The 23,155-nt window shown below is 69.6% G+C and carries 23 protein-coding genes; 10 read left to right on the top strand and 13 right to left on the bottom strand.

Annotated features, from left to right (window positions below; translation table 11 throughout):
* Window positions 1-4: 4 nt before the first annotated feature.
* Complete coding sequence (locus tag NL115_RS10420) at window positions 5-1,228, bottom strand: VWA domain-containing protein (protein WP_254829303.1); 1,224 nt, start codon at window positions 1,226-1,228, stop codon at window positions 5-7.
* A gap of 43 nt (window positions 1,229-1,271) precedes the next feature.
* Window positions 1,272-1,808, bottom strand: a complete 537-nt coding sequence (locus tag NL115_RS10415) for a hypothetical protein (protein WP_254829302.1) — start codon at window positions 1,806-1,808, stop codon at window positions 1,272-1,274.
* Window positions 1,809-1,947: 139 nt separating this feature from the next.
* Here NL115_RS10415 and NL115_RS10410 point away from each other — a divergent pair, with 139 nt between their 5' ends.
* Entirely contained in the window at window positions 1,948-2,862 is a 915-nt protein-coding gene (locus tag NL115_RS10410; protein ID WP_254829301.1) for a hypothetical protein, read from the top strand.
* 52 nt (window positions 2,863-2,914) lie between these two features.
* Window positions 2,915-3,562: a CAP domain-containing protein gene (locus NL115_RS10405; RefSeq protein ID WP_254829300.1), complete on the top strand. Its 648-nt coding sequence runs from the start codon at window positions 2,915-2,917 to the stop codon at window positions 3,560-3,562.
* A 27-nt stretch (window positions 3,563-3,589) separates the two neighbouring features.
* On the opposite strand, the gene NL115_RS10400 is transcribed toward NL115_RS10405, so the two are convergent.
* The 3 genes from NL115_RS10400 to NL115_RS10390 all read right to left on the bottom strand — a co-directional run bounded on the left by NL115_RS10400 (window position 3,590) and on the right by NL115_RS10390 (window position 5,226).
* Entirely contained in the window at window positions 3,590-4,324 is a 735-nt protein-coding gene (locus tag NL115_RS10400) for an SDR family NAD(P)-dependent oxidoreductase (RefSeq protein ID WP_254829299.1), read from the bottom strand.
* Between the two features lie 129 nt (window positions 4,325-4,453).
* On the bottom strand, window positions 4,454-4,756 hold the full coding sequence (locus NL115_RS10395; RefSeq protein ID WP_254829298.1) for a DUF7562 family protein: 303 nt from the start codon (window positions 4,754-4,756) through the stop codon (window positions 4,454-4,456).
* A gap of 5 nt (window positions 4,757-4,761) precedes the next feature.
* On the bottom strand, window positions 4,762-5,226 hold the full coding sequence (locus NL115_RS10390) for an ArsR/SmtB family transcription factor (RefSeq protein WP_254829297.1): 465 nt from the start codon (window positions 5,224-5,226) through the stop codon (window positions 4,762-4,764).
* 354 nt (window positions 5,227-5,580) lie between these two features.
* Here NL115_RS10390 and NL115_RS10385 point away from each other — a divergent pair, with 354 nt between their 5' ends.
* On the top strand, window positions 5,581-9,621 hold the full coding sequence (locus tag NL115_RS10385) for a PAS domain S-box protein (protein ID WP_254829296.1): 4,041 nt from the start codon (window positions 5,581-5,583) through the stop codon (window positions 9,619-9,621).
* A 52-nt stretch (window positions 9,622-9,673) separates the two neighbouring features.
* On the opposite strand, the gene NL115_RS10380 is transcribed toward NL115_RS10385, so the two are convergent.
* The 5 genes from NL115_RS10380 to NL115_RS10360 form a co-directional block, all read right to left on the bottom strand.
* Window positions 9,674-10,828 carry an FAD-dependent oxidoreductase gene (locus NL115_RS10380; protein ID WP_254829295.1) on the bottom strand — a complete coding sequence of 385 codons (1,155 nt, stop codon included), beginning with the start codon at window positions 10,826-10,828 and terminating at the stop codon, window positions 9,674-9,676.
* A 321-nt stretch (window positions 10,829-11,149) separates the two neighbouring features.
* Window positions 11,150-11,956 (bottom strand): 7-carboxy-7-deazaguanine synthase QueE, encoded by an 807-nt coding sequence (locus tag NL115_RS10375; protein WP_254829294.1) that lies wholly within the window; start codon window positions 11,954-11,956, stop codon window positions 11,150-11,152.
* Between the two features lie 5 nt (window positions 11,957-11,961).
* Entirely contained in the window at window positions 11,962-12,420 is a 459-nt protein-coding gene (locus NL115_RS10370; RefSeq protein WP_254829293.1) for a 6-pyruvoyl trahydropterin synthase family protein, read from the bottom strand.
* A 123-nt stretch (window positions 12,421-12,543) separates the two neighbouring features.
* On the bottom strand, window positions 12,544-13,227 hold the full coding sequence (locus NL115_RS10365; protein WP_254829292.1) for a hypothetical protein: 684 nt from the start codon (window positions 13,225-13,227) through the stop codon (window positions 12,544-12,546).
* Between the two features lie 203 nt (window positions 13,228-13,430).
* A complete protein-coding gene (locus NL115_RS10360; RefSeq protein WP_254829291.1) occupies window positions 13,431-13,595 on the bottom strand; it encodes a hypothetical protein in 165 nt (54 codons plus the stop codon).
* 131 nt (window positions 13,596-13,726) lie between these two features.
* Here NL115_RS10360 and NL115_RS10355 point away from each other — a divergent pair, with 131 nt between their 5' ends.
* The 4 genes from NL115_RS10355 to NL115_RS10340 all read left to right on the top strand — a co-directional run bounded on the left by NL115_RS10355 (window position 13,727) and on the right by NL115_RS10340 (window position 16,564).
* Window positions 13,727-14,941 (top strand): CBS domain-containing protein, encoded by a 1,215-nt coding sequence (locus tag NL115_RS10355; protein WP_254829290.1) that lies wholly within the window; start codon window positions 13,727-13,729, stop codon window positions 14,939-14,941.
* 182 nt (window positions 14,942-15,123) lie between these two features.
* Entirely contained in the window at window positions 15,124-15,336 is a 213-nt protein-coding gene (locus NL115_RS10350) for a DUF7511 domain-containing protein (RefSeq protein ID WP_254829289.1), read from the top strand.
* Window positions 15,337-15,535: 199 nt separating this feature from the next.
* Entirely contained in the window at window positions 15,536-15,958 is a 423-nt protein-coding gene (locus tag NL115_RS10345; protein WP_254829288.1) for a helix-turn-helix domain-containing protein, read from the top strand.
* A 267-nt stretch (window positions 15,959-16,225) separates the two neighbouring features.
* Complete coding sequence (locus NL115_RS10340) at window positions 16,226-16,564, top strand: DUF7964 domain-containing protein (protein ID WP_254829287.1); 339 nt, start codon at window positions 16,226-16,228, stop codon at window positions 16,562-16,564.
* 36 nt (window positions 16,565-16,600) lie between these two features.
* On the opposite strand, the gene NL115_RS10335 is transcribed toward NL115_RS10340, so the two are convergent.
* Window positions 16,601-17,830, bottom strand: coding sequence for a hypothetical protein (locus tag NL115_RS10335; RefSeq protein ID WP_254829286.1), 1,230 nt, complete (start codon window positions 17,828-17,830; stop codon window positions 16,601-16,603).
* A gap of 205 nt (window positions 17,831-18,035) precedes the next feature.
* Complete coding sequence (locus NL115_RS10330; protein ID WP_434083994.1) at window positions 18,036-18,686, bottom strand: helix-turn-helix domain-containing protein; 651 nt, start codon at window positions 18,684-18,686, stop codon at window positions 18,036-18,038.
* A gap of 266 nt (window positions 18,687-18,952) precedes the next feature.
* Between NL115_RS10330 and NL115_RS10325 the strand changes: the two genes are divergently transcribed.
* The 3 genes from NL115_RS10325 to NL115_RS10315 are packed head-to-tail and all read left to right on the top strand — an operon-like array spanning window position 18,953 to window position 22,130.
* Window positions 18,953-19,687, top strand: a complete 735-nt coding sequence (locus tag NL115_RS10325; RefSeq protein WP_254829284.1) for a DUF4129 domain-containing protein — start codon at window positions 18,953-18,955, stop codon at window positions 19,685-19,687.
* A complete protein-coding gene (locus tag NL115_RS10320) occupies window positions 19,684-21,627 on the top strand; it encodes a DUF58 domain-containing protein (protein WP_254829283.1) in 1,944 nt (647 codons plus the stop codon). The genes NL115_RS10325 and NL115_RS10320 overlap by 4 nt, the downstream gene beginning before the upstream one ends.
* Window positions 21,624-22,130, top strand: coding sequence for a DUF7519 family protein (locus NL115_RS10315; protein ID WP_254829282.1), 507 nt, complete (start codon window positions 21,624-21,626; stop codon window positions 22,128-22,130). The genes NL115_RS10320 and NL115_RS10315 overlap by 4 nt, the downstream gene beginning before the upstream one ends.
* On the opposite strand, the gene NL115_RS10310 is transcribed toward NL115_RS10315, so the two are convergent.
* Window positions 22,127-23,095: an AAA family ATPase gene (locus tag NL115_RS10310; RefSeq protein ID WP_254829281.1), complete on the bottom strand. Its 969-nt coding sequence runs from the start codon at window positions 23,093-23,095 to the stop codon at window positions 22,127-22,129. The two genes, NL115_RS10315 and NL115_RS10310, sit on opposite strands and share 4 nt — an antisense overlap.
* Window positions 23,096-23,155: the final 60 nt, after the last annotated feature.

The raw sequence follows: 23,155 nt of genomic DNA, 5'->3' as shown, positions 1-23,155 counted from the left end.
CCGGTCAGAGCTTGCCCAGTCCCGAAACGTCCCCGTCGTCGATCAGGTCCTTCGCCTCCTGGTACTTCCGCTCCGGGAGGTGCTGCTTGTTCTCCTCGAGATAGCGACGGGCCTCGTCGAGTTTCCCGTCCTGTGAGAGGGTCGAGACCTTCTTGACGATGAAATCCGGGTCCGGTGGGGTGGGCTTGGCTGCCTCTTCCTCTTTTTCTTCATCTTCGCCACCCGGACCAATTCCCGAGAGGTCGACGGTCGTCGTCATCTCGTCGCGGGCGCTGTCCCGGCGGGTGCTGAGGACGGCCTCGACGAGCGTCGCCGACAGGTCTGGGTCCGCGTCCTCGGCGTCGACATCCATCTCGAGGGCGACCTCCGGCGGGTTCTCGTGGTTCACGTCCCCGAGGTCGACGACGCAGGTGTCGCCACGCCACTCCGGGTCGACGGTACTGGTCTGCTCGGCCAGCGAGTAGTACACCTCGTTGATGGTCGTGAGGTCGGAGGGGTGGAGCTCCAGTTCGGCGTCGAGTGCGACGACCTGCTTCGCGTTGCGTACCTCCCGCTTGAAGAACTGGCCCAGGTTCTTCGGGGACTCGATGTCCTCGAGTTCGCCCTGGGTCTGCTGGGCGAGCGACAGCATCTGGTCGCGGTCGTAGGCGTCACCGACGCCGGCCGCCTGGATGACGATGCCCTCGTCGCTGTAGTTGCGCTGCAGGTCCCGGTCCCTCGGGACGCTTCCCTTCCCGTCGGAGATGAGCACGATCCACTCGACGGCCTCCTCGCTGGGCATCCGCTTGAGCATCTCCCGGGACCGGTCCAGCCCGGCGTCGATGCTGGTGCCGCCGCCGGCGCTCATCGAGTTGATGTCGGAGTCGACCCCGCCAGCGCGGCTGCCGCTGGTCGAACTGACCGCGGTGCTGGCGCTGCTGCTGAAGGAGACGATACCGAAACTGTCGTCGGGCGAGAGCTCGCCGAGGGCGTTCTTCAGCCCCTCCTTCGCGACGTCCATCTTGCTCGGGCCGTCCGAGTCGGAGAGCGCTGACTTGACGATACCGGTCAGCCCGGTGGCGTCGACCTCCTGGCTCATCGAGCCGCTGGTGTCGACACAGAAGGCGATGTGGAGCGGGTACTCCTGGGTCCGGCCGGTGATCTCGAAGTTCACCGAGCCGTTCGCCGTCGTCCCCTGCCCCACGAATATCTCGTCCAGATTCGTGCTCGCGTTGATGTCGAGCCCCATACCTCCCCTCTCGGAACCGGGGGCCGTGAAAGTTCGGGGACGGTCAGGGGGCGACCGCTCGGATTTCCTGCTGGAGCCCGTAGGCGGTCACCGCGAAGATGCTGGTGAAGATGAGGAACGGCGGCACCAGATTCAGGTTCCCGCTCTCGACAAGCGACGCCGAGAGATAGACGATGACGAACGCGAACGAGATCGTCAGCAGGAGCGTCGTGAGCAGGTAGCTCAGGACGGGCTCGACACGGCTCCCGAGCCACCAGGACCCGACCCCCCCGGCCACCCCGACGCCCACGAACAGGAGCGCGGGCACGACCGAGAACTCCAGCACGGCGAACGCGGCGACGCTGGTGGCCGCGTAGACCAGCAGGAACTCCGCGGCGATCTCGTACCAGTACTCCTGTGCCAGCGCCCACGTCGCCAGCGTCGACCCGAGGAGGAGGAAGACGATGCCGAGATTGACCCGCAGATACGTCCCGGAGATGACCAGCGCCGGCAGCCGCTGGAACAGCAGGTAGGTTACCCCGGTCGCCATCCCCCCGAGCGCGACGACGAGCGCGTGATTGCGCGCCTGTGTCGCATCCATACCCCACCATCCAGGCGGGACCCGCATATACGTTCTGTCGTGGAATCGCCCGGGGGCGTGCGCCCTCAAATCATAAGTGGCGGCGGGCAGGAGACCAGCACACAGCGACCGGCAACGGGGCCGGTTCTGGGGGGACCACATGGTAGGAGACACACTCGTCATCGGCGGCCCGTCGGGCGGAACATCGACCTTCCTCGGTGGACTGCTCCGCCACGTCGACAAACAGGACGGGCTCAGCCTCGCCAGCACCGTCACCGGGGATACCGAGTCCTACAAGCGGGCGGTCGAGGAGCTGTTCACCCGCCGGGAGTATCCGCCAGCCGGGAGCGACGGCTACGCCGTGTCGTTCGACCTGCGCGGCGACTCCTTCGCCCGTCCTGGAGCGACCATCTCGGCCGTTCGCCCGCCGGCGCGGGGCTGGGGGATGCGCCACCCGTCACCCGACGCGCCGCTACTCGCCCGGATTCGGTCCGGCGCGGCGCCCGACCCGGAGACGGTTCGGGAGCGATACGAGAACGATGTCAGGCCGGACTTCGAGCGCGGACACGCGCCGACGAGACCCGACGACTGGGAGACGGTCCTGCTCCACCACTACTACACGGCCGACCGGGTCATCTTCCTGCTGAACCTGCACACGGTCTTCGAGCGTGTCGACCAGGATCTGGCGTACGACGCTCAAGATGTGAAACACGCCACCGAGGAGTTCGTGTCGGCCGCGGTGGTTCCCACCGCGGTCGACCTGGTCGACTACGACCCCGGCGAGGCGGGGAGCGACCGCAGACTGCTCGAACGGGCCAAGGAGCGGTTGGGCCCGTCCGGCATCCGAGACGAAGCGCTGCTCGAACGGCTCGGGGATGTCCTCACCGTCGGCACGGCGAGGGAAACGATGGACGTCCTCAACTACGTCGACAGCGACCAGGCGGTCGAGTTCTTCGGCGTCGCGGTCCCCGACGAGGGGAGCCCGCAGGAGCAGACGGGGCACCTCACGCCGGACGGGGAGGGCGGCTTCGAGACGCAGGGGTTCGGGACCGTCATCGAGTGGCTGGAGCGGTGAGAGCGGGCCGACACGCCCGGTGATTCAATACCGTCGTCGCCCTCGTCCCAGTATGGTGCGCGAACGGAAGGGGGTCGCTGCCGCCATCTACGAGTGCGAGCACTGCGGCGCGACGCCCGGGGTGAGCTACCACGACGACGGCACCTGCAGCGGAGCGATTCTCTCGATAGACGACGAGTGGCGCTGTGGCGGCTGTGGGGCGCGTATCGCGCCGACAAGCCGGTGTCCCGACTGCGGGCACGACATCAGGCCGCGCAAGTACCAGCTCCCGCTCGACCGTCACCCGGCGGACACCACCGCGAACATGGAACGGGCCATCCACGAGGCGACGAACCGGCGGCGCGAGCAACACGACTGCGGGACGCTCTCGTACAGCGACCACCTCGCCGCCGTCGCGCTCCAGCACAGCCGGGACATGGCCGAGCGCGACTTCTTCGACCACACCTCGCCCGACGGCGAGGACGCGGCCGGGCGGTACCGCCGGTTCGGCCACGACGACCGCAGCGTCGGCGAGAACATCGCCCGGCGCCACCCGCTCCCCACGGCGTCGGCGACCGACATCGCGGCCGCGGTCGTCGACGGGTGGATGAACTCGCCCGGCCACCGCGAGAACCTCCTCCGGGAGCGCTTCGAGGCCGAGGGACTCGGCGTCTTCGTCGACACGGACGGCGCCGTCTACGCGACGCAGAATTTCCGGTAGCACCCATGGACCAGCCGCAGACCAGCCTCAGCCGAGGCGCGCCTCCCACTCGTCGGCCGGCATCGACTCGCCGGTGACGCCGTCGGGACCCTGTTCGGCCAGCAGCACCGCGGCCTCGTTCATCACGTCCGCGTCGAGGATCTCACCCTGTTCGTCCGCGGGGAGGTGGTCCCAGAACCCGGTCGCGACGCGGCCGCCGGGGTCGAGACAGTTGGCGTTGATACCCGCGTCCTCGTAGTCGAGCGCGAGTGTCTTGTTCAGCCCCTCCAGCCCGTGCTTGGAGGTGTTGTACGGCGCGTAGCCGGGGGCCGCGTATCGACCCAGCCCCGAGGAGATGTTCACGAGGTTCCCCCGACCCTGGTCGAGCATGTGGGGGACGACGGCCTTCGTACAGTTGAAGACGCCGTGGAGGTTCACGTCGATGATACGTTGCCAGTCCGCGTCGTCGATCTCGTGGAACGGCCGCCCCTCGCCGTAGAGACTGAGGAGGCCGATGCCCGCGTTGTTGACCAGCGTGTCCACGCCGCCCCAGGCATCGACGACGGCGTCGACAGCGTCGCCGACCTGCTCGGCGTCGGTCACGTCCGTCGGACGCACGAGCGTCTCGCCAGCCGCGTCGTCGGCGACGGCCCGGAGGTCCGCCTCGCTCCGCGAAAGCAGGGCGACGCGGGCTCCCTCCTCGCTGTAGCGCAGTGCCATCTCCTCGCCGAGTCCCGCGCTCGCACCCGTGACCACGATCCGTTCGCCGTCGAGTCGGCTCATGGGCGCCGGTTCGCGCAGCGGGCGGATGAGTGTGTGGGTCGGGGCGCCGCGTTCGGAAGACACGAGTCCGAGAAGGGGAGGGCCGAGCGCAGCGGGGCCCCGGAACCGGGGCGGTCAGCGGGTCGCCACTTACCAATCCGACTCCGCGTCGGCCGTCTGCCCGTCGAGCTGCAGGAACGAGCGGAGGAACGCGTCGCGGCCGACCTCGCCGGCGCCGGCCTCGACCAGCGTCTCCTCGAGGCCGTCGCGGGGCAGGTGACATCGCGCGTCGTCGCAGGGCTTGCAGAGGTACTCGAACCGCTTGTCGTCGCGGTCCCAGCGGTCGCCGTGGCGGTCGTACTCGCGCGCGTCGGAGCGGGCCACGGTCTCGCCGCAGGCGATGCAGTCGACCGTCGAATCCGCGGTGGAGGGGAAGCGTTGCCAGCGGGACATGACAGTTAGGGGCGGTCGGGAGCCGTCGCATCCGGGACCGTCTCGGGGGCAGGGGTAGGGCCGATGGCGACGGGTGACTGGTCCTCGTCGGCGGGTGACTCGACCGTCGCCTCCTCGACGACTGCCTCGGAGTCCAGCGGGCCGGCGACGATGACCAGCGGTTCGTTGCTCGGGCCGTACACGTCCATGTCGTTCCCGCGCTGGGAGTACCACGTGCCGACGACCTCGACGACGCCGGCGGTCTCGAGGCGGCCGAGGTGGTACTGGACGTTCTGCAGGGAGGTGTCGACGTCCTCGGCGAGGTCGGAGGCCGTCCCGGGCTCGGCGTAGATGCGGTCGACCAGTTTCCGGGCGGTCTCGCTCGTGAGCGCGTTGACCACGTCGCCGGCGTCGTCCAGCGAGACGGCCTCGGACGGGACCTCCTCCCGCTCGACCGCCTCGCGGTGCGGGAAGACGGACTGGGGCGCCATCGTCACGTTCCCCCCGTCCACCGGGAGCCGGCGGCACCGTAGCGCTCGGACCCGAACGACCGGAGGAGCGACCTAGAGACCACCTCGGCGGCGGGCTGGTCGGTCGTTCGAGACGGCGGTGGCGGATGGTGTATCATCGTTACACCCGTTCGATGACAGGGACCCACCAGGAACCTGCTCGCTACACGCGTTCACTCCACGAGCGACGGGGGCTATAGGTATTGACCCGTGGGGCCGGATGGCTCGCAAGGTGACGATGGATTACACGAACTGGCGCCACCTGCGGCCGATATCACCACATTCCGCGGCCCCGAGGGGGCAATCTTCAACACGGAGTGCCCGCACGATTGGCCCATGGGTACGGAGGGTGCGGGGGAACTAGAGCTTCTGGTCGTGGCCGGAGAGCGGTCGTTCGGGCGGGCGGTGGTCGACGGGCTCGAGGCCGCCCGGACGGGCGTCACGGCGACGCTCCTCGGCCCCGGCGCCGACCCCGTCGACCGGGCCACGGCGAGCGAGGCCGACGGACTCGTGGTCGGCAGCGGCGTCGAGACGCCGGTCGCGGTCGTGCGGCGGAGCACGGACGAACCGGGGCAGCCGGTCGTCCTGCTGGCGAACGCCGGGGACGAGTCGACCGTCGACGACGCCCTCGCGGCCGGCGCTGCCGATGTCTTCCCGGAGACAGCGGCCGAGCGCCAGTGTGCGCGCATCGTCGACCGCATCGCGGCGCTCGCCGAGGACGGTCCGGACACGACCGACGATGCGAGCGGCGGCCCGGCGGCGGACGGGACGGCTGCCGACCGGTCGGCGGGCGACACGGTCACGGACGAGCGGCCGTATCGCGAGGTGTTCGAGAACGTCTCGGACGGACTGGTCGTCCACGAGCCCGACACGGGCGAGATTCTCGACGTGAACGAGCGGTTCTGCGAGATGAACGGCTACGACCGTTCGGAGCTGGTCGGCGACGATATCAGCCTCGTGACGGAGCCCGGCGAGGCGTACGACGAGGCGGCGGCCCAGGAGAAGATAGCGCAGGCCCGCCGCGAGGGAACGCAGCTGTTCGAGTGGCGCAACCAGCGTCGCGACGGTGAGACCTATCCCGTCGAGGTCCACCTCGCGGTGGTGCAGCTGGACGGGAGCGAGCGGGTGCTGGCATCCGTCCGTGACATCACCGAGCGGCGAGCGCTGGAGCGGACCTACCAGGATGTCTTCGAGAGCGTCAGCGACGGCCTCGTCGTCCACGACCCCGAGAGCGGGGAGATACGCGACGTGAACCAGCAGTACTGCGAGCTGACGGGGTACGACCCGTCGGAGCTGGTGGGGTCGAACATCCGGCTCGTCCTCCCCGACGACCCCGAGTACGGGTTCGAGCGGGCCGTGGAGTACATCGAACGCGCCCGCGAGACGGGACCACAGCTGTTCGAGTTCGAGGGCCAGCGCAAGGACGGCGACAGGTTCGTCGCGGAGGTCAGCCTCACCACCGTCGAACTCCGCGGCGAGGAGCAGGTGCTCGCGAGCGTCCGCGACATCACCGAGCGCAAGCGCCGCGAACGGGAGTACGAGCAGATATTCGACGGGGTCAACGACTCCATCGTCATCCAGGACCCCGAGACCGCACAGCCGCTCGACGCCAACCAGTCGTTCCTGGACCGGCTCGGCTACGAGTCGGTCGCGGAGATCCGCGAGGGCGGATTCGACGAACTCAGCGCGACCGATGCCGGCTACACCAGAGAGCAGGCCCGGGAGCTGTGCCAGCGCGTCATCGAGACGGGCGAGTCCGAGACAGTCGAGTGGCAACAGGAGACGAAGGCGGGCGACCGCCGGTGGATAGAGGCGACCGTCGATGCGGCAGTCATCGGGGGCGAGGAGCGGGTCCTGTCGATACAGCGCGACGTGACCGAGCGCAAGCGCCGCGAGCGCCGGCTCCGCCTCATCGCCGACCACCTCGACGAGATCATCTACCTCGCCACCGCCGACTTCTCCGAGATACTCTACATCAACCCGGCGTACGAGGAGATATACGGCCAGCCGGTCGCGGCGCTGGCGGAGAACCCGCAGGCGTTCGTCGAGGCCGCCCATCCGGCGGACCGGGACCGGTACCGTGCCGACGTCGAGGAGCTCGTCGCGGACATCGAGGCCGGCGACCCCGAGGACATCTACGAGGGGCAGTATCGGCTCCAGCGCGACGGGGAGACCCGCTGGGTGGACATCGGCCGGTTCCCCATCGAGAACGAGGCTGGCGTCGTCGACCGCATCGTGGGGCGGGTACAGGACATCACCGAGCGCGAGCGCAGCGAACAGCGGCTCCGGACCATCGCCGAGCGGGTCGACGAGATTATCTACCTCGCCAACACCGACCTGACCGAGGTCACGTACGTCAACTCGGCGTACGCCGACATCTACGGGCGCCCGACCGAGGAGTTACACGAGGACCCGCGGGCGTTCATCGAGGCGATGCATCCAGAGGACCGCGAACCGTACGAGTCGGAGCTCGAGGCGATGTTGGCCGACATCGAGGCCGGCGACCCCGACGACCGCTACGAGTTCGACTTCCGCATCCAGCGCCCCGACGGCGAGGTACGGTGGCTGGACGCGACCGGCTACCCCATCCTCGACGAGACCGACCAGCCGGACCAGTTCGTCGGCGTCGTCAAGGACGTCACCGAGCGCCACCAGCGCGAGCAGACACTGGAGACATTCCACGAGGCCACCCGTGAGCTCACCGCCACCGACTCCCAGGAGGCGGCCTGCCGGCAGGCCGTGCAGGCCGCCGAGCGCGTGCTCGGCTTCCCACTGGTGACGGCGTACCTGTATTCGGAGGAGTCGGGCGCCCTCGAACCGGCGGCGGTGGCCGCGCAGCTGGCCGACCTCGAGGGCGACCCGCCGTCGTTCGGCCCCGGCGACTCGCTACCCTGGCAGGTGTTCGTCGAGGGGGAGGCGGTCACCCGCTCGGAGCCGACACCCCCGGTGTACGGCCCTGGCGTCCCCGGCCCGGACATCGTACTCCCGATGGGCTCGCACGGGGTGATGCTGGTCGGCGCCCCCGACGAGCAGTTCGGTGCCGAGGAGGTCGAACTCGCACAGATTCTGGCCGCAACCCTCGAGGCCGCACTGAACCACGTCGCCGGCGAGCGCGCACTCGCCGAGCGCGAGGCGGAACTCCAGCGCCAGCAGGCACGCGCCGACCAGCTCGAACAGCTCAACACCATCATCAGGGACATCGAGCAGGCGACGGTCGAGCAGTCCTCGCGGGCGGGTATCGAGGAGGCCGTCTGCGAGCGCCTCGTCGATGTCGACCGCCACGACGTGGTGTGGGTCGCCGAGCCGGCCGTCGGCGACGACGGCCTCGTGCCCCGGACCAGTGCCGGCGGGGCCGAGGGGTACGTCGACGGGCTGACGAGCGTCGTCGGCTCGGCAGCCGACCCCGGTGGCCACCCGGCGGTCGCGGCCCATCGGACCGGCGAGCTGCACGCGGTCGAGAACGTCGCGACCGACATCTCGGGCGGCGAGTGGCGGAAACACGCCCTCGGACACGGCGTCCAGTCGGTCGTGGCCGTCCCCATCCGCTACGAGACGACGACCCACGGCGTGCTGACGGTCGCCTCGGCCGACCCGGACGCCTTCGACGAGGCGACGCGCGACGTGCTCGCGGAACTCGGCCGCTCCATCGGCTACGCCATCACCGTCACCGAGCGCGAGCAGGCGCTGGAATCCGACGGCACCACCGAACTGGAGTTCGACGTAGCCGACGAGGGCCTGTTCATGATTCGAGGCGCGACGACCGCCGACTGCCGGGTCGCCCTCGAGCGCACCATCCGGCGGACCGGCGGGTCGTTCTCGATGTTCTACACGGTCGAGGGGGCCGAGCCGGCGGCCGTGGTCGACCTGGCCGACGCGGCCCCGAGCGTCGCGACGGCACAGGTCGTCAGCAGCAACGAGGCGGGGGCAGGCGGCCTCGTCGAGGTGACCGCCCCCACCTGGTTCGGCTCCGTGTTCACCGAACACGGCGCCGTCGTCCGCGAGGCCACCGCCACGCCCGACGGGGGGACACTGCTGGTCGAGGCGCCCCGCGGAACGGACGTGCGGGCGCTCGTCGAGGGGTTCCAGGAGCGCTATCCCGACGCGGAACTCGTCGCCCAGCGCCAGCGCGACCGGACCATCCGGTCGCTGTTCGAACTGCAGGACGCCCTCGAGACCGAACTGACGGACCGCCAGTGGGAGGCGCTCGAGACGGCATACTCGGCCGGCTACTTCAGCTGGCCGCGAGAGACCAGCGGGCAGGAGGTGGCCGAACTGCTCGGCGTCTCGCAGCCCACGTTCAACAAACACCTCCGCATCGCCGAACAGTCGGCGTTCCGGATGCTTCTCGACCGGGAGTACCCGGCGGCCGACGAGTAGCACGCCGGGACCGCTTACGGTTCGTCCTCGCCCCCATCGGCAGCCCCACTCCTCATCCGTCGTCGGGAACCGTATCGACCGGTGGCGAGGGGGGGTCGGTGCCGAAGCAGGCGGCGAACCGCTCGCCGCGCACGGCGAGGATGCTCGGACAGCGGTCGGTCAGCGGGGACTCGATGTCGGCGAGCGGCGACGCCGTGTCGTCACCCGCACCGAGCCCGTCGAACCGGGCCCGCCGACGGGTCGCGTAGGCGGCGAGGCGCGCGGCCGGCGGGTCCGTCCGCCCGACCAGTTCCGCGGCCAGCACCGCGGCGTCCTCGACGGCGAGCGCCGTCCCCACGGCCGCGAGGCGGTGGTGAGCGTGGGCGGCATCCCCGAGGAGGGCGACCCGGTCCTCGGCCCAGCAGGCCGTCGTGTGATGGAAGTCGTCCCCACACCACAGCGCCCCGAGGTCGGCGGCAGCGAGCGCCGCGGGGAGGTGCCAGTCGATAGCGGGCGCCGCGGCCTCGATGGCGGCGGTGTCGCTCCAGCCCAGACCCGGGGCCGTCGTCGGGAGAGTGAGCCACCCCATCGCCCCGTCGTCGACGGGAACGGCCCGGAACACGGCGCCGTCGTCTGTCCAGACCTCGCTGGCGCCCTCGAGGCCGGCGTCCGGCGCGAGCGGGAGCGCCACGCTCGTCGTCCCACAGAAGGCCGGGCCCTCGCCGCCGAGCAGCGCCCGGGTGCGCGACCGGACCCCGTCGGCGCCGACGACCACGTCGAACTGCTCGCGGACGCCGTTCCCGAACTCCACCGCGACGCCGCCGGGCCCCGAATCGAGGGCCCGGAGCGTCGAGCCCGTGTGAACGGTCCCATCGGGCAGTCCGTCGAGCAACCGGGCCCGCAACCGCCCGTACTCGACGGCGACGAAGCCGAACTCGCCGGCGGCGTCGAGTCGAGTCGCGACCGTCCCGTCCGGCCGGCGTCGGGTCCACGTCCACACGGGCTGTCCGAGGTCGCCAGGGCCGTCGGCGATGCCGAGTCGCGTCAGCAACGCCACGGTATCGGGCCAGCAGGCGACGGGGCCACGCGGAGCGTCCAGCGTCTCCGAAGGCTCGACCACCACCGGGTCGAGTCCGGCACGGTCGAGGAAGCCGGCGAGCGAGAGCCCGCCGACCCCGGCACCGACGACCAGCACCTGAACGTCGCCGTCGGTCGACACGGCGCTCACCGCCGGGCCACACCCGCGTCGGTTGGTCGCGAGGGCGCTCGTGGCGGGCGCCGACCGGTCGTTCGACCCACCCGAGCGGCGGACGGAGTAGCGAGACGCGGAGCCGGGACACGGACGCGGGGAACCGGGCGGCCGGCCGCTCCGCCACCGGACCGGTCGCGACTCGACGCCTGTCGGGAGCCATAACTCATCGTGGGCGTCGCTACATCGCTCGGGCCTTCCACGCTGGCGCCTACGCACGTAGCGCTCGCGCCGGAGGGTGCTATATGTATAGCAGGTACCACCCGAGTGGCAGCGGAACAACCGCGAGACGCGCCCCGGTCAGGTGCCGGGGGCGTCGTTCCAGAGGTCGACGTGCAGGCGCGGCGTGTACCGGTAGCCGTACTTCATCGCGAGTTCGGCGACCGTGGACCGGGTCTCCTCGAGGTGCTCGCGGGTGACGCCCTCGGGCATCAGGAGGACATCGGAGTCGGCGACGCGGGTGCTCGTGGCGGCGCGGACGCGCTCGACGAGGTCGGTGATCTCGGCCATGTCCTCGGGGCCGGTGACGACGAACTTCAGCTGACTGTCGTACGCGTCCACCAGCCGCGCGAGCGCATCCATATCGATGCGGCGGCCCTCGTGTCGTTCGGCCCACTCGCCCTCGCCCGTCGGGTCGCGCTCTGGCGTCGGGGTGCTGCTCGCGAGTTTCGGGCTGATGCTCGCGAGGTCGATGTGGGTATCGCGGTAGATGGTGCCGTTCGTCTCGACGGTCGTGTGGTAGCCGGCAGCACCGAGACGGTCGAGCAGGTCGGCCGACGCCTCGTGCATCATCGGCTCGCCGCCCGTGAGGACGACGTGGTCGGCGTCGTGGCCCTCGACTTCCTCGACGATGCTGTCGAGGTCCATCCAGGCGTGGGTCGGCTCCCAGGAGGTGTGGTACGAGTCACAGAACCAGCACCGGAGGTTACAGCCCGAGGTGCGGACGAAGACGGTCGGCATCCCCGCGAGTTTCCCCTCGCCCTGCAACGAGTAGAACAGCTCGTTGATGGGGAGTCCCGTCCCGTCCTCCGGGACTGCCGCCGCGTCGGTATCGGCGTCGGCAGCGGCGTCCGCGGGAACCGTCTCCTCGTTGGCGTTGACGGGCATCGGTATCAGTAGGTGGCGCAGAGTTCGCCCGTCTCGGCCACCTCGACGGCGACGTCGTTGACGGTATCGGGGAACCGTTCGAGCATCCGTTCTTCGAGGAGGACGGCCATCACCTCCGCCGTCGGCGGGTGGTCGATGACGACGAGCGCGTCGGCGTCGCCGCTGGCCTCGAACGCCTCGACGAGCGGGTCGCCGGCCTCGACGAGGAAGCGGTGGTCCCACTCGTCGATGACGCTCGTCACGTCGCTCTTGTCGACGACCCAGCCCTCCTCGGTGAGTTCGCCCCGGACCTCGACTGCTATCTCGTAGTTGTGCCCGTGCGGACGGCTGCACTTCCCGTCGTGGTGCAGGATGCGGTGGCCGGTGCTGATGCGGATGGGGCGGTCGCGACCGACCCGCAGGACCCGCTCCGTCCCGGCGACCCCCGACCCCCCGAGTTCATCTTCGAGTGCGCTTCGAGTCATACCCGGAGATTACCCTCGTCGTATAAATGTCCTCGCAGGTCGCGCTCGGGACGGCCAGGGCTGTGCCGTGTGTCAGCAGCAGAACAGCAGCAGAAGAGTGTCAGTCGTCGATTTCAGGCCGCATCAGGCCGTCGCGGTCGCCGTCTCGGTCGTCTCCTCGTCGTCAGTGTCCTCGGTCTCCGTGCTCTCCTCCTCCTCAGCGTCCTCACTGTCCGCGTCCTCGCTCTCGGCGTCCTCCTCGGCGTCAGCATCAGCGTCCTCACTGTCCGCGTCCTCGCTCTCGGCGTCCTCCTCGGCGTCAGCATCAGCGTCCTCGCTCTCGGCGTCCTCCTCCTCAGCGTCAGCATCGGCGTCCTCGTCGCCCGGCGTCACGTCCGCGAGCGCCTGGCCGAGGTTGTCGATGCTGCCGTCGAGGTACTGGTTGATGGTGTCGTGGATGGCGCCGACGTGGTCGGGCACCTGGTCGGGCATCTCGGACGGCGGGCCGCGCTCGCCGGCATCCTCGGCGGCGGCCGAGGCGTTGTCGTCAGCGCGGTCCGAGACGTTCGCCGGCGGGCCCCGGCGCTCGGCAGCCGAGTCGTTATCGGCCGCGTCCGTCTCGTTCATCTCGGCGTCCGAGTCGTCGGCCTCGGTCTCGTTGCCGTCCGTCTCGTTGGCCGCATCATGGTCGTCCGCCTGTGCGTGCTCGTCGCCCTGCGAGCCCGCGTCGTCCGGGGCGTTGCCGGGTGTCGCGGCCACGGCACCGGCCGCACCCGCTGTGATGATCGTCAGCGCGAGCAGCGTCGCGGTGAGTTGTTTCAGGTTCATCGCAATCCAACCTACATGGCTGGGTACACTTAGAGGGGGTATTCCGTTCTGCCGAATTCAGGCGTTTGAACGTCTCTAAACGGTGTTGAACGGAATGAAGGGTGTCGCTGAACCGCCCCGAACGGAGCCGAACCGCCCTCGCTGCTCACCGAGGGGGCCGGACGCCACTCCAGCGGCCCACCCCGGGGGTCGGTCGCCGCGCGTCAACCCGCCGGACAGCACCGCGCCCGCCCGACGGTGATGTGGCCGTGTCGCCCGAGCGGAATCGTGAGCTGCCGGCACTCCGCGGCACAGCGGGCGAGCCAGCGGATACGGCGCCTGACGGCGACCAGCCCGACGAGAGCGACGAGCGCCAGCGCACCGAGCACCGGACAGTTACCAGCAGCCGAGAACCAGCGGCGGATTCTTCACACCCCCCGGCGAACTACAACCTGTCACCACCACACACAGCAGCCAGTGGTATCGGCGCGGGACCACCGAGCAGCGGCAATCTACAGCTATGGACATCGCAGACATCGTTTCACAGGAGTTCGTCGAGTTCGACCCCGAGGCGCGGGTCTCGAAACTGGCCGGCGCGTTCGACGACCCCGCGGTCAAGGGGGTCGTAGTCCGCGGGGACCGATTCGAGGGAGTCGTCACCCGACGACAGCTCGCCACCTCGCAGCACCAGCCGGACGAGAAGGTCGGCTCGCTGGTCTGGCACGTGCCACGACTGGCACCCGACGAGGACATCCGGAAGGTCGCACAGCTGATGCTGGATGCGGACGCGCAGGTGCTGCCCGTCTTCGAGGGCGAGGACCTCGTCGGCGTCGTCACCGTCGACGGCGTGCTGGAGGCCGTCCTGCCACACCTCGACGCTGTGACGGTTGGGGAGGTCTGCACCGACAGCCTCGTCTCGGTGGCGCCGGACGCGACGTTCGGCGACGCGCTCAACACGCTCCGGGAGCACCGCGTCTCGCACCTCCCGGTCGTCGAGGACGACACGCCGGTCGGCATCCTCAGCCTGTACGACGTGACGGGGCTGACCGTCCGGGCGACCCAGCAGAGTCAGGGCGGCGAGGGCGGCGGCACGGACCCGTTCGGCGGGGAGCTGTCGGCCGGGAGCGGCCGCGCCACGGGCGGCTTCGGGGCCCGCGAGGGCGAGTCCCAGCGGGTCCTCGACCTGCCGGTCCGGGACGTGATGGTCTCGCCGGTGCGGACCACCGAGCCGTCGGCGACGGTGGCCGACGCCGTCGAGGAGATGTTCGAGTTCAGCGGCTCCTCGCTGGTCGTCGAGGCCGACGGGGAACCCGACGGCATCATCACCAAGACCGACGTCCTCGACGCGCTCACCTGGGAGGTCGAGGGCAACCGACCGGTCCAGGTGTACGGCAGCAGCCTGCTCGACGACGCCTCCTACGAGGATGTCGTCGCCCTCATCGACGGGTTCGACGACCGCGACGGCGGGATGTCCGTCCTCGACGCGAAGGTCCACCTCCACGAGCACGACGAGACACACCGGGGAACACCGCTCCTGCTCGCCCGCGTCCGCCTCCACACCGACCGGGGACTCTATCTCGGCTCCGGCGAAGGCTACGGCGCGAGCCAGGCGCTCAACGAGGCTCGCGAGGTGCTCGAACGACAGATCCGGGACCGGAAGACCCGCGGGAAGAGCAAGAAACCGCCCAGCGAGGCGTACTGGGAGAAACGCTTCGGCTGGATGCTCGAAGGCTGACCCCGAGCGCAGCAGGCTCGTAGCAGCGCGGTAGCGAGCGAACCGGGGCGGGCCGGTCCCGCGACGGAAGCGGGCCCCCGCCATCGGACCAGGATTTCTCACGGGCCGGGAACCGCCACACAGGGCTTTGTCGGCTCCGGCCGTATCGAAGAGTAGCGGCCACGAAGCCGACCGCAGAGACCATGTCAGAACACACTACCGACGGGGAAGGAGACCGCACGGCGAACGCAGCGGACGCCACGGACCGGCCGCTGTTAGTGGCCGAACTCGTGCTGACACGGCACCGGCCGACCGAGTGTACCATCTACCCCTTCGCCGCGGACGACCTCGAGCGGACGACGGCCTGGATCGCCGCCGAGGAAGGGTCGTTCGTCTCCGTCGAGGAGATGGAGTGACAGGGGAGGACGACGGCGTCGCCTGTGGTGGTGGCCAGTAGGTCCCACGCCCGTAGAAGCGCATAATAGAGATGTACTCTCATCTCACGCCATTCGCGAGACCCGGTACGTCGTCGCGCCATCGGGCGAAGCTGAACAGAAATAGTTGTAATAACGGTAGACATAATTGTTTAGAGCATCGAGTGTCCAGAGACACCCGATGGGCAAGCTCGACGATATCTCGACGGGTGACCTCCAGGCGGAACTACAGCGAGCGGACGACCCGAAGGGGGTGCTCCGTCTGATGCTCGCTATCGCGTACAGGGATGGGGTCGACGTAACGACCCTGAGCGACCGGTACGACATCCCGGAGTCGACCATCTACTACTGGCTCGACCGGTTCGAGGAACGGCCACTCGAGGAGGCCCTGTCCGACGGCTCGTCGCCGGGACGGCCGCCGAAGCTGTCGGCAGCGCAGCGAGCCACGTTGGAACGCTGGCTCCAGCAATCACCCAGAGAGCAGGACCTGGACGCGAAGGTGTGGACCCCGGAGCTGGTACGGCGACTCATCGCGACGGAGTTCGGGGTCGACTACTCCCTCGGCCACGTCCGGCGACTTCTCCGCGAGGAGTACGAGATATAATCTTCGAAAGGATGATACAGGCGCACAGGCAGAACTCCAAGAGACGTTCTCATATCGTTCAACGAGATATCTGATGGCGTCTTCTGCGAATCTGCTCCGGTATCACACTCGAAGTATTTTTCAACTAATTATGTTCCTCGCTGTCGAGTATCGGGAACCCATACGGACCGTCGGTTACGCTTCAGCCGCAGTCGTAATCGGTTGGGCGCCGTCAGAGGATGCCGGGACGCCCGAAGTATTTTATCGGAATTGAGCGAACGCGTGGGTGTGATCGACGCACTGCCAGCCCGGGCACTGACGAACGACGAGGCCGAACAGCTCAAGCAGCAGGACCCCCGAATCGTGCCGCTGTCGGTGCTGAAAGGCGGCGACGACCCGTACGTCATCTACACGATGGCGTTCTACCGTAGCGAGGCCGGCGAGGTCCACCTACTCGGTTACTCGGACGACGCGGGCGGCTGGGAGTCGTTCGAGTCGTTCCCCGAGGACGAGTGGTCGGTCGAGCGCCAGGAGGAGCGGGTCGAGCAGTGGGTAACCGAGCAGTACGGGGATGAGTTCGAGCAGGGGGTGCTGGACGCGGAGTCCGGCACAGTCGACATGAGCTGAACCGGGGCGTGCCGGCTACGACGGCCGGAACGCGGGTTACACGTCTATCGGGAGCTGGTCCCCCTCGATGTTGGGGAGGTCGTACTCCGGCGGGCTCTTGATGACGTTGACTACCTTCTCGGGCGTGACGACCTCCGGAATCGGCTGATCGATCTCACAGGTCGCGGTCGGGTCCTCGAGCGGATCGACCTCGTGTTCGGGAACGTTCCCGCACTCGAGGCCGGTGTTCAGGCCACCAGCGCCGGGGAGGTAGACGGTGAAGTCCGCCTGTGACTGCTCCAGGTCCCGCTGGGCTCGCATGTCGGTCTCGACGCCAGCGTAGTTATCCGTCTGCCCATCCGTCACAGTGAGCTCGTTCACGCTAGCGGCACGCTCCTCGGTGAGCAGGAAGATGAACAGTCCATCCCAGCCGGGACCGCCCTCTTCGAGCTCACCTTCGCTGAGGCCGTAGTACGACGCCCGCTCATCGGTGACGGAGAAGCTCGTCGTCCGGTACTCGCCGGTCGGGTTCGTCGGTGGGTCCGTCGGGTCGATCGACGGGTTATCCGGGTCGTATATCTCACACGTGTCTGGGGCGAAGCTGAATCCGAGTCCGGCCAGGTTCTCCGGCGAGGCCACCCGCGTCGGGAGGAGCGGCACGGTCGGGGGCTGGACCGGCAGGTCCTCGATGTACGGCACGGCCTCGAGGGGGAGGTCGCCGGCCGTTACCGGCTTCGAACAGCCGATCTGGCTGTCGGAGCCGACCGGGAGTGCCTGCGGACCCGGGGCCTGTTCGGTCGGAAGCGTTTCTACCGGCTCCAGGGCACCGCCAACCGGGACGTCCTCGGTGCTACCGCTGAGGGTATCCTCGACCTGCTCGCCGTCCGTGTTGGGAAGCGGACCGAGCACGTCGACACGGCTCAGGTTCACGTCCGAGTCCTCCGTGTCGACCACGCCGTCGGGACCGATGAGCGTCCCGACACCCGGAGCGCCGTCACCGATACCAGGGCCCCCCGGAAGGCCATCGCTGACGTTCGGTACATCCAGGAGACCATCGGTCGTGTCGGACGGTGCCAGGGAATCGGTCTCGCCGAGCCCGCCCACCGCATCGGTGCCGGCCTCCTGGCCGGCGACGGTCACACCATCGGTACTGAGGTTGACGCCCTCGTCGCCACCGACCGAGACGCCGTCGGTTCCCGCCGAGACGCCGTCATCACCCGCGATGGAGACACCGTCGGAACCGACATCGATGCCTGAATCACCACCGAGCAATCCGTCGTCCGGCATCGCTGCGATCGGCGTCGCTGACAACGACAACGCGAGGGCCAGTACAACCACGGCTATCGAGAGCGTACGTGCGGGACGCATCGTTCCACCAACTCGATTACCTGTACAGCAGATAGAGTTTATCGCGATTATTTACGATAGTTTATCAACGGGCCAGGCGCGAGCCTGGACCGTCGGCCCGGCCTGTCCGCCCGTGTCCGGCCGTTCACACCCAGAGCGCAGCCATCACAGTCCGCTCGGCCTGCCGGATCAGGTCGTTTGCGGTGCTGGGGGCACAGTCCAGTTCTGCACCGAGTTCCGCACAGGTCAACTGCCGAGGGGTATCGTAGTAGCCCGCCGCGACCGCGGCCCGGAGGGCTTCGCGCTGTCGGTCGGTCAGCATCGAGAGGACACTGTGCACGCCAGGCTCGTAGTCGCCGACCCTGTCGACGGTGACAGCGACACTCGCCGGCATGTCGTCGAGTGCCTTCCGGAGCGACTCCGGTGCGCCGCCGAGGGTAACAGCGACCTGTTCGTCCTTGAACAGAAGCGGCCGCTTGTACACGAGCGCGTGCCGTTCGATGGTGCGGACGACATCGGTCAGGAGCTGCCCGGCGTCGACGTGCGCGTAGAGCGTGTGGAAGTTCCGCTGGGCCTGTAGGCGACTCCTGATGACGGACCCCTGGCCGTCGAGCGCCTGCCGGAGCCGCCCAGGCCGGTCCCCGGACAGCAGGTAGACGAGCAGGCAGGTGTCGTCGCTGAAGACATCGACGTACAGGAGCTTCTGGCGCGACACGGACTCGACCTCCCGAAGCGTTCTGTCCACCCCATTGAATCCGTGGTCCGGGGGCGACAACGTGACTGATGCGGCTCTCATCGTCGGGGCTCTGATGCGGCTCTCATCGTCGGGGCTGGTTCACCAACCGGTCCGGACCTAGCCGGCGCTCCGACCGGGACCGTGCTGACATCCGTCTCGACTCCTCGTCCCTGAATAAGTATTCTCCCGGCTATATCCCGACCCTTATCCCCGGCGACGGTTGGGCGAGTTTCGGCAACCGGAAGCCGCCCACCCCGGAGCATGAGGAGGGAGCGCGCACAATTTCAACCGCCGGCAGGAGCCGGGGAAGGATATTTACCCGGAGGATGCGGGGCGTTGACAAGGTCGCCGCGATGAACGGGAGACAGCTGCGTATCATGGTCGTTGCAGCCGTAGCCGTCGGGTCCCTCAGTCTCAGCGGTGCCATCTTCCCGTCGGCCATCGGTGCGCAGACCCAGTCGGTGAGCTCGGGGACGTTCGTCGAGGGGAACACGACCCTCGAGGACCCGCCCGGGCCGACTGGGTTGAACCTGTCCAGCACTCCGTGGCTCCAGGCGTACTACCAGTTCTTCGAGCCGCCGAACGGGACGGAGAACGAATCGGTCGCCAGCGGGCGCGAGCCCGGCGGCGGGACGGACCTACTCCCGATACTGGCCGCCGTGGGGACGGCCGTCACCGCCCTGACGGGCGTCGGGGCGATGGTCTGGGTGCGGTGGCTCTGGCGCGCCCCCGATGGATTCGAGGAGCGGCCGGATACCGGCGGCAGGGAGGCGTCCCCGACAGCGGAGCCGCCGGTGCCACCCGGTGACCTCGACCCATCGAACGAGGTGTACCAGGCCTGGTGCGAGATGGTCCGGCGTCTCGAGGTGAGCCGACCGCACGTGATGACCCCCCGAGAACTCGCCCGAACGGCCGTCGAGCAGGGCTTCGAGCGGGAGCCCGTGGAGTCACTGACCCAGGCGTTCGAGCAGGTCCGCTACGGCGAGGCCGACCCGTCGGCCGACAGGACGTTCCGAGCCCGGGTCGCTCTCGAAGAGCTCGCCCGGGAGGGGGACGCATGAACCTCGCCCGGGGGGTTACGGCGGGGGCTGGCGTCACGGCGGTACTGGTCGGGCTCCTCCTCCTGACGACCCCACCGCTGACGGTGGGGCTGGACACCAGCGAGGCCGTCGTGTCGGCGCTGGGCGTGGTCGTCTCCGTCGTCGGCGTCGGCGCGCTCGCCCGCCGGGCTTCCAGCGGGACGCGACGGGCGAGTCCGAGCGACGCGTCGAACCGACAGCCCGTGGCGGCCACGGACCACGCCGCCGGCGCAGGCGCCGCGTTCGACCGACAGCTCCGCTCGCGCTCGGCGGCGACCCGCGACCGGCTGGAGGCGACGGCGGTCGATGTCCTGACCAGGCTCCGGGACCTCGACCCCGAAACCGCCAGAGAGCAGCTCCGCTCCGGTGACTGGACCGACAGCCGCGCCGCAGCCGCCTTCTTCGCGCCGGGTGTCGTCGACCGGACGCTCCGGCGGCCGACCTGGCTCGGTGGCGAGCCCGCGGTCGTCGGGCAGGCCCGGGCGGTCGTCGACGAACTCTCGCGGATCACCCACGAGGAGACCCGGAACGACCATCACGACCAGGAACTGGCGGACCCATCGAGCGGAACCGGGACAGGACCGACCCCGGAGACGCGCCACGAGGAGCCGGACCCGACCGTCGTGGCGGCGCTACCGGACGGGGCCACGTCGACGGGGCGCTGGACCGGCGTCGGCGCACTGACGCTCGTCACCGTCGGTGTCTCCGTCTTCACGCGGCGGCCGGCGCTGCTGGTGCCCGCGGCCATCGGCGTCGGGATGGTCGCATACGCCGCGTACGGCCGTGCGGGCACGCCGAGAGAGGCATCGCTGCTGGTGGAGCGGTCGCTGAGCACCGACGACCCCGACCGGGGCGACCCCGTCCGGGTCACCGTCACCGTGCGCAACGAGGGGGACCGGATACTTCCCGACATCCGCCTCGTCGACGGCGTCCCGGAGGCACTCGCTGTGACCGCCGGGGCGCCGGGGACGGTGACGACGCTCCGCCCGGACGAGTCGACCCGGTTCACGTACACCGTGACCGCGGAGTACGGGGCTCACGAGTTCGATACGCCGGTCGTCACCATCCGGGACGCGACGGGCGAACGCGAGCGGCACATCGAACCGACGGTCCGTGACGAGACCCTGACCTGTCGGCCGCGACTGGCGGACCCGCCGGGCGTGCCGCTCCGCGCGGAGACGACCGGGCACGTGGGGCCGGTCGCGGCCGACGACGGCGGGAGCGGGCTGGCCTTCCACGCGGTCCGGGACCATCGTCCCGGCGACCCGCTCTCGCTGATCGACTGGAAGCGCTTCGCCCGGACCGGGAACCTCGCAACCATCGAGTTCCAGCAGGAGCGCCGGACGGACGTGGTGCTGGCGGTCGACGGACGCGAGGCCGCCGCGGTGGCACCCGGCGCGAGCACCCGGAGCGCGCGCCACCGGGCGATCGAGGCCGCGGACGTGCTGGCGACGGCCCTGCTCGACGCCGGGAGCCGGGTCGGTGTCAGCGCCGTCTCGCCGACGCCCGCCTGGCTCGAACCGGGCAGCGGGACCGACCATCAGACCCAGCTCCGCGAGCTGCTGGCGACCGATCCGGCGTTCACCACCTCGGACGGATCGCCGTTCGTCCGGTCGACGTACCTGGCCAGGCTGCGCCGGCGCCTGCCGAGCGGGACCCAGGTGGTTCTGTGCTCGCCGCTGGCCGACGGGACGCCGGTCGAACTCGCGCGCGAACTCGAGGCGTGCGGCGTTCCGGTCACCGTCCTCAGCCCCGACCCGACCGGGTCGACGACAGCCGGTGCACGGCTCGCTGGCGTCGAGCGCCAGCTCCGGATGGCCACGCTCCGACACCAGGGCGTGCCGGTCATCGACTGGACGCCGGACACGCCGCTCCCACTCGCGCTGGCACGGACCCGGGACCTCCCGGTGGTGGTGTCATGAGCGCCCGAGTCGCCACCCGGGCTGCCGGCGGTACCCGGAGCCTCCTGCTGACGGCCGTGGCTGGGGGACTCGCACTGGTCCCGGTGGCGGCAGGGCCGACCGCCGCGGTGGCGGGGCTCCCGGGACTCGCGGGCCTCGTCGCCGGCGTCTCGCGTGGGAACCGGCGGCAGGTCCGCGCCGGGGCGGTCGGGCTCTACGCCGGCGTGCTACTGGCGGGCATGCTCGGGGCCCCGACGACACTGCTCGCGCTCGGAACGGTCGGTGTGGTCGTGGCCTGGGACGGCGCCGAGCAGGCGGTCGACCTCGGACGCCATCCCGGCTCCGCGGACGCCGCGCGGCCGGTGCTCGTCCACACGGCCATCACGGCGGGCGTCGCAGTCCTCGTGACGGTGGGGAGCTATCTTCTCTACCGACTCGGAGCGGCGCCGGCCCCGACCGTCGTCGTCGTCGTTCTACTGACCGGGGGGCTCCTGCTGCACCACGTCCTCGTGCGGACCGACTAGCGCCCGGCTCCGGCCTCGGCCACGGTCGGAACGGCGATATCGTCCAGCACGTCGTCGACGATGGTCGCCGCATCCACGTCCTCGACGCTGGCCTTCGCCGTGAGTACCAGCCGGTGGGCGAGCACCGGCCGGGCCACCCGTTTGACATCGTCCGGGGTCGCGAAGTCGCGGCCGGACAGGACGGCGTGGGCCCGAACCGTCTCGAGAAACCGCTGGGTGCCACGCGGCGAGACACCGACCTCGACGCGAGAGTCCTCTCGTGTCGCCCGGGCGATGTCGGTCATGTACCCCTGGAGATCCTCGTCGACGTGGACCGTCTCGGGCACCGACTGGAGCGCCCGGACCTCCTCGGGACTCACCACCTGACCGGCAGTCGGAGACTGTTCGTCCCGTGCGAGTCGGCGACTCAGGAGCCGTCGCTCCGCGTCGCGCCCGGGATAGCCGAGGCTCGTCTTTATCAGGAACCGGTCGACCTGTGCCTCCGGCAGCGGGAAGGTCCCCTCCTGCTCGACGGGGTTCTGCGTCGCCAGCACGAAGAACGGTTCCGGGAGGTCGTGGGTCGTGCCCTCGACCGTGACCTGGTGTTCGGCCATCGCCTCCAGCAGCGCGGCCTGGGTCTTCGGCGGCGCCCGGTTGATCTCGTCACCGAGTACGACCTGCGCGAACACCGGCCCCTCACGGAACTCGAAAGACTGCTCGACCTCGTTGTACACGTGGGTGCCCGTCACGTCGGCCGGGAGCAGGTCGGGGGTGAACTGTACCCTCGAGAACGAGAGCCCCAGGGCCGTCGCGAACAGGTTCGCCGTCAGTGTCTTGCCGGTCCCCGGAACGTCCTCGATGAGGACGTTGCCACGCGCGAGGATGCCCAGCATGACATCCTCGAGGAACCGTTCGTCGGCGACGACTCCATCGGCTACCTCGGAGAGGATGGCCTCACAGCTGTCACTCGCCTCCGTCACGTCCATGGCGCATGGTGACACACCAGGGACTTAGCTATGTCGCCCGTCCATCAGAGCTAAGGGCGC

Source organism: Haloglomus salinum, assembly GCF_024298825.1.
Lineage (GTDB): Archaea > Halobacteriota > Halobacteria > Halobacteriales > Haloarculaceae > Haloglomus > Haloglomus salinum.
This window is presented reverse-complemented; position numbering and strand designations above follow the sequence as displayed.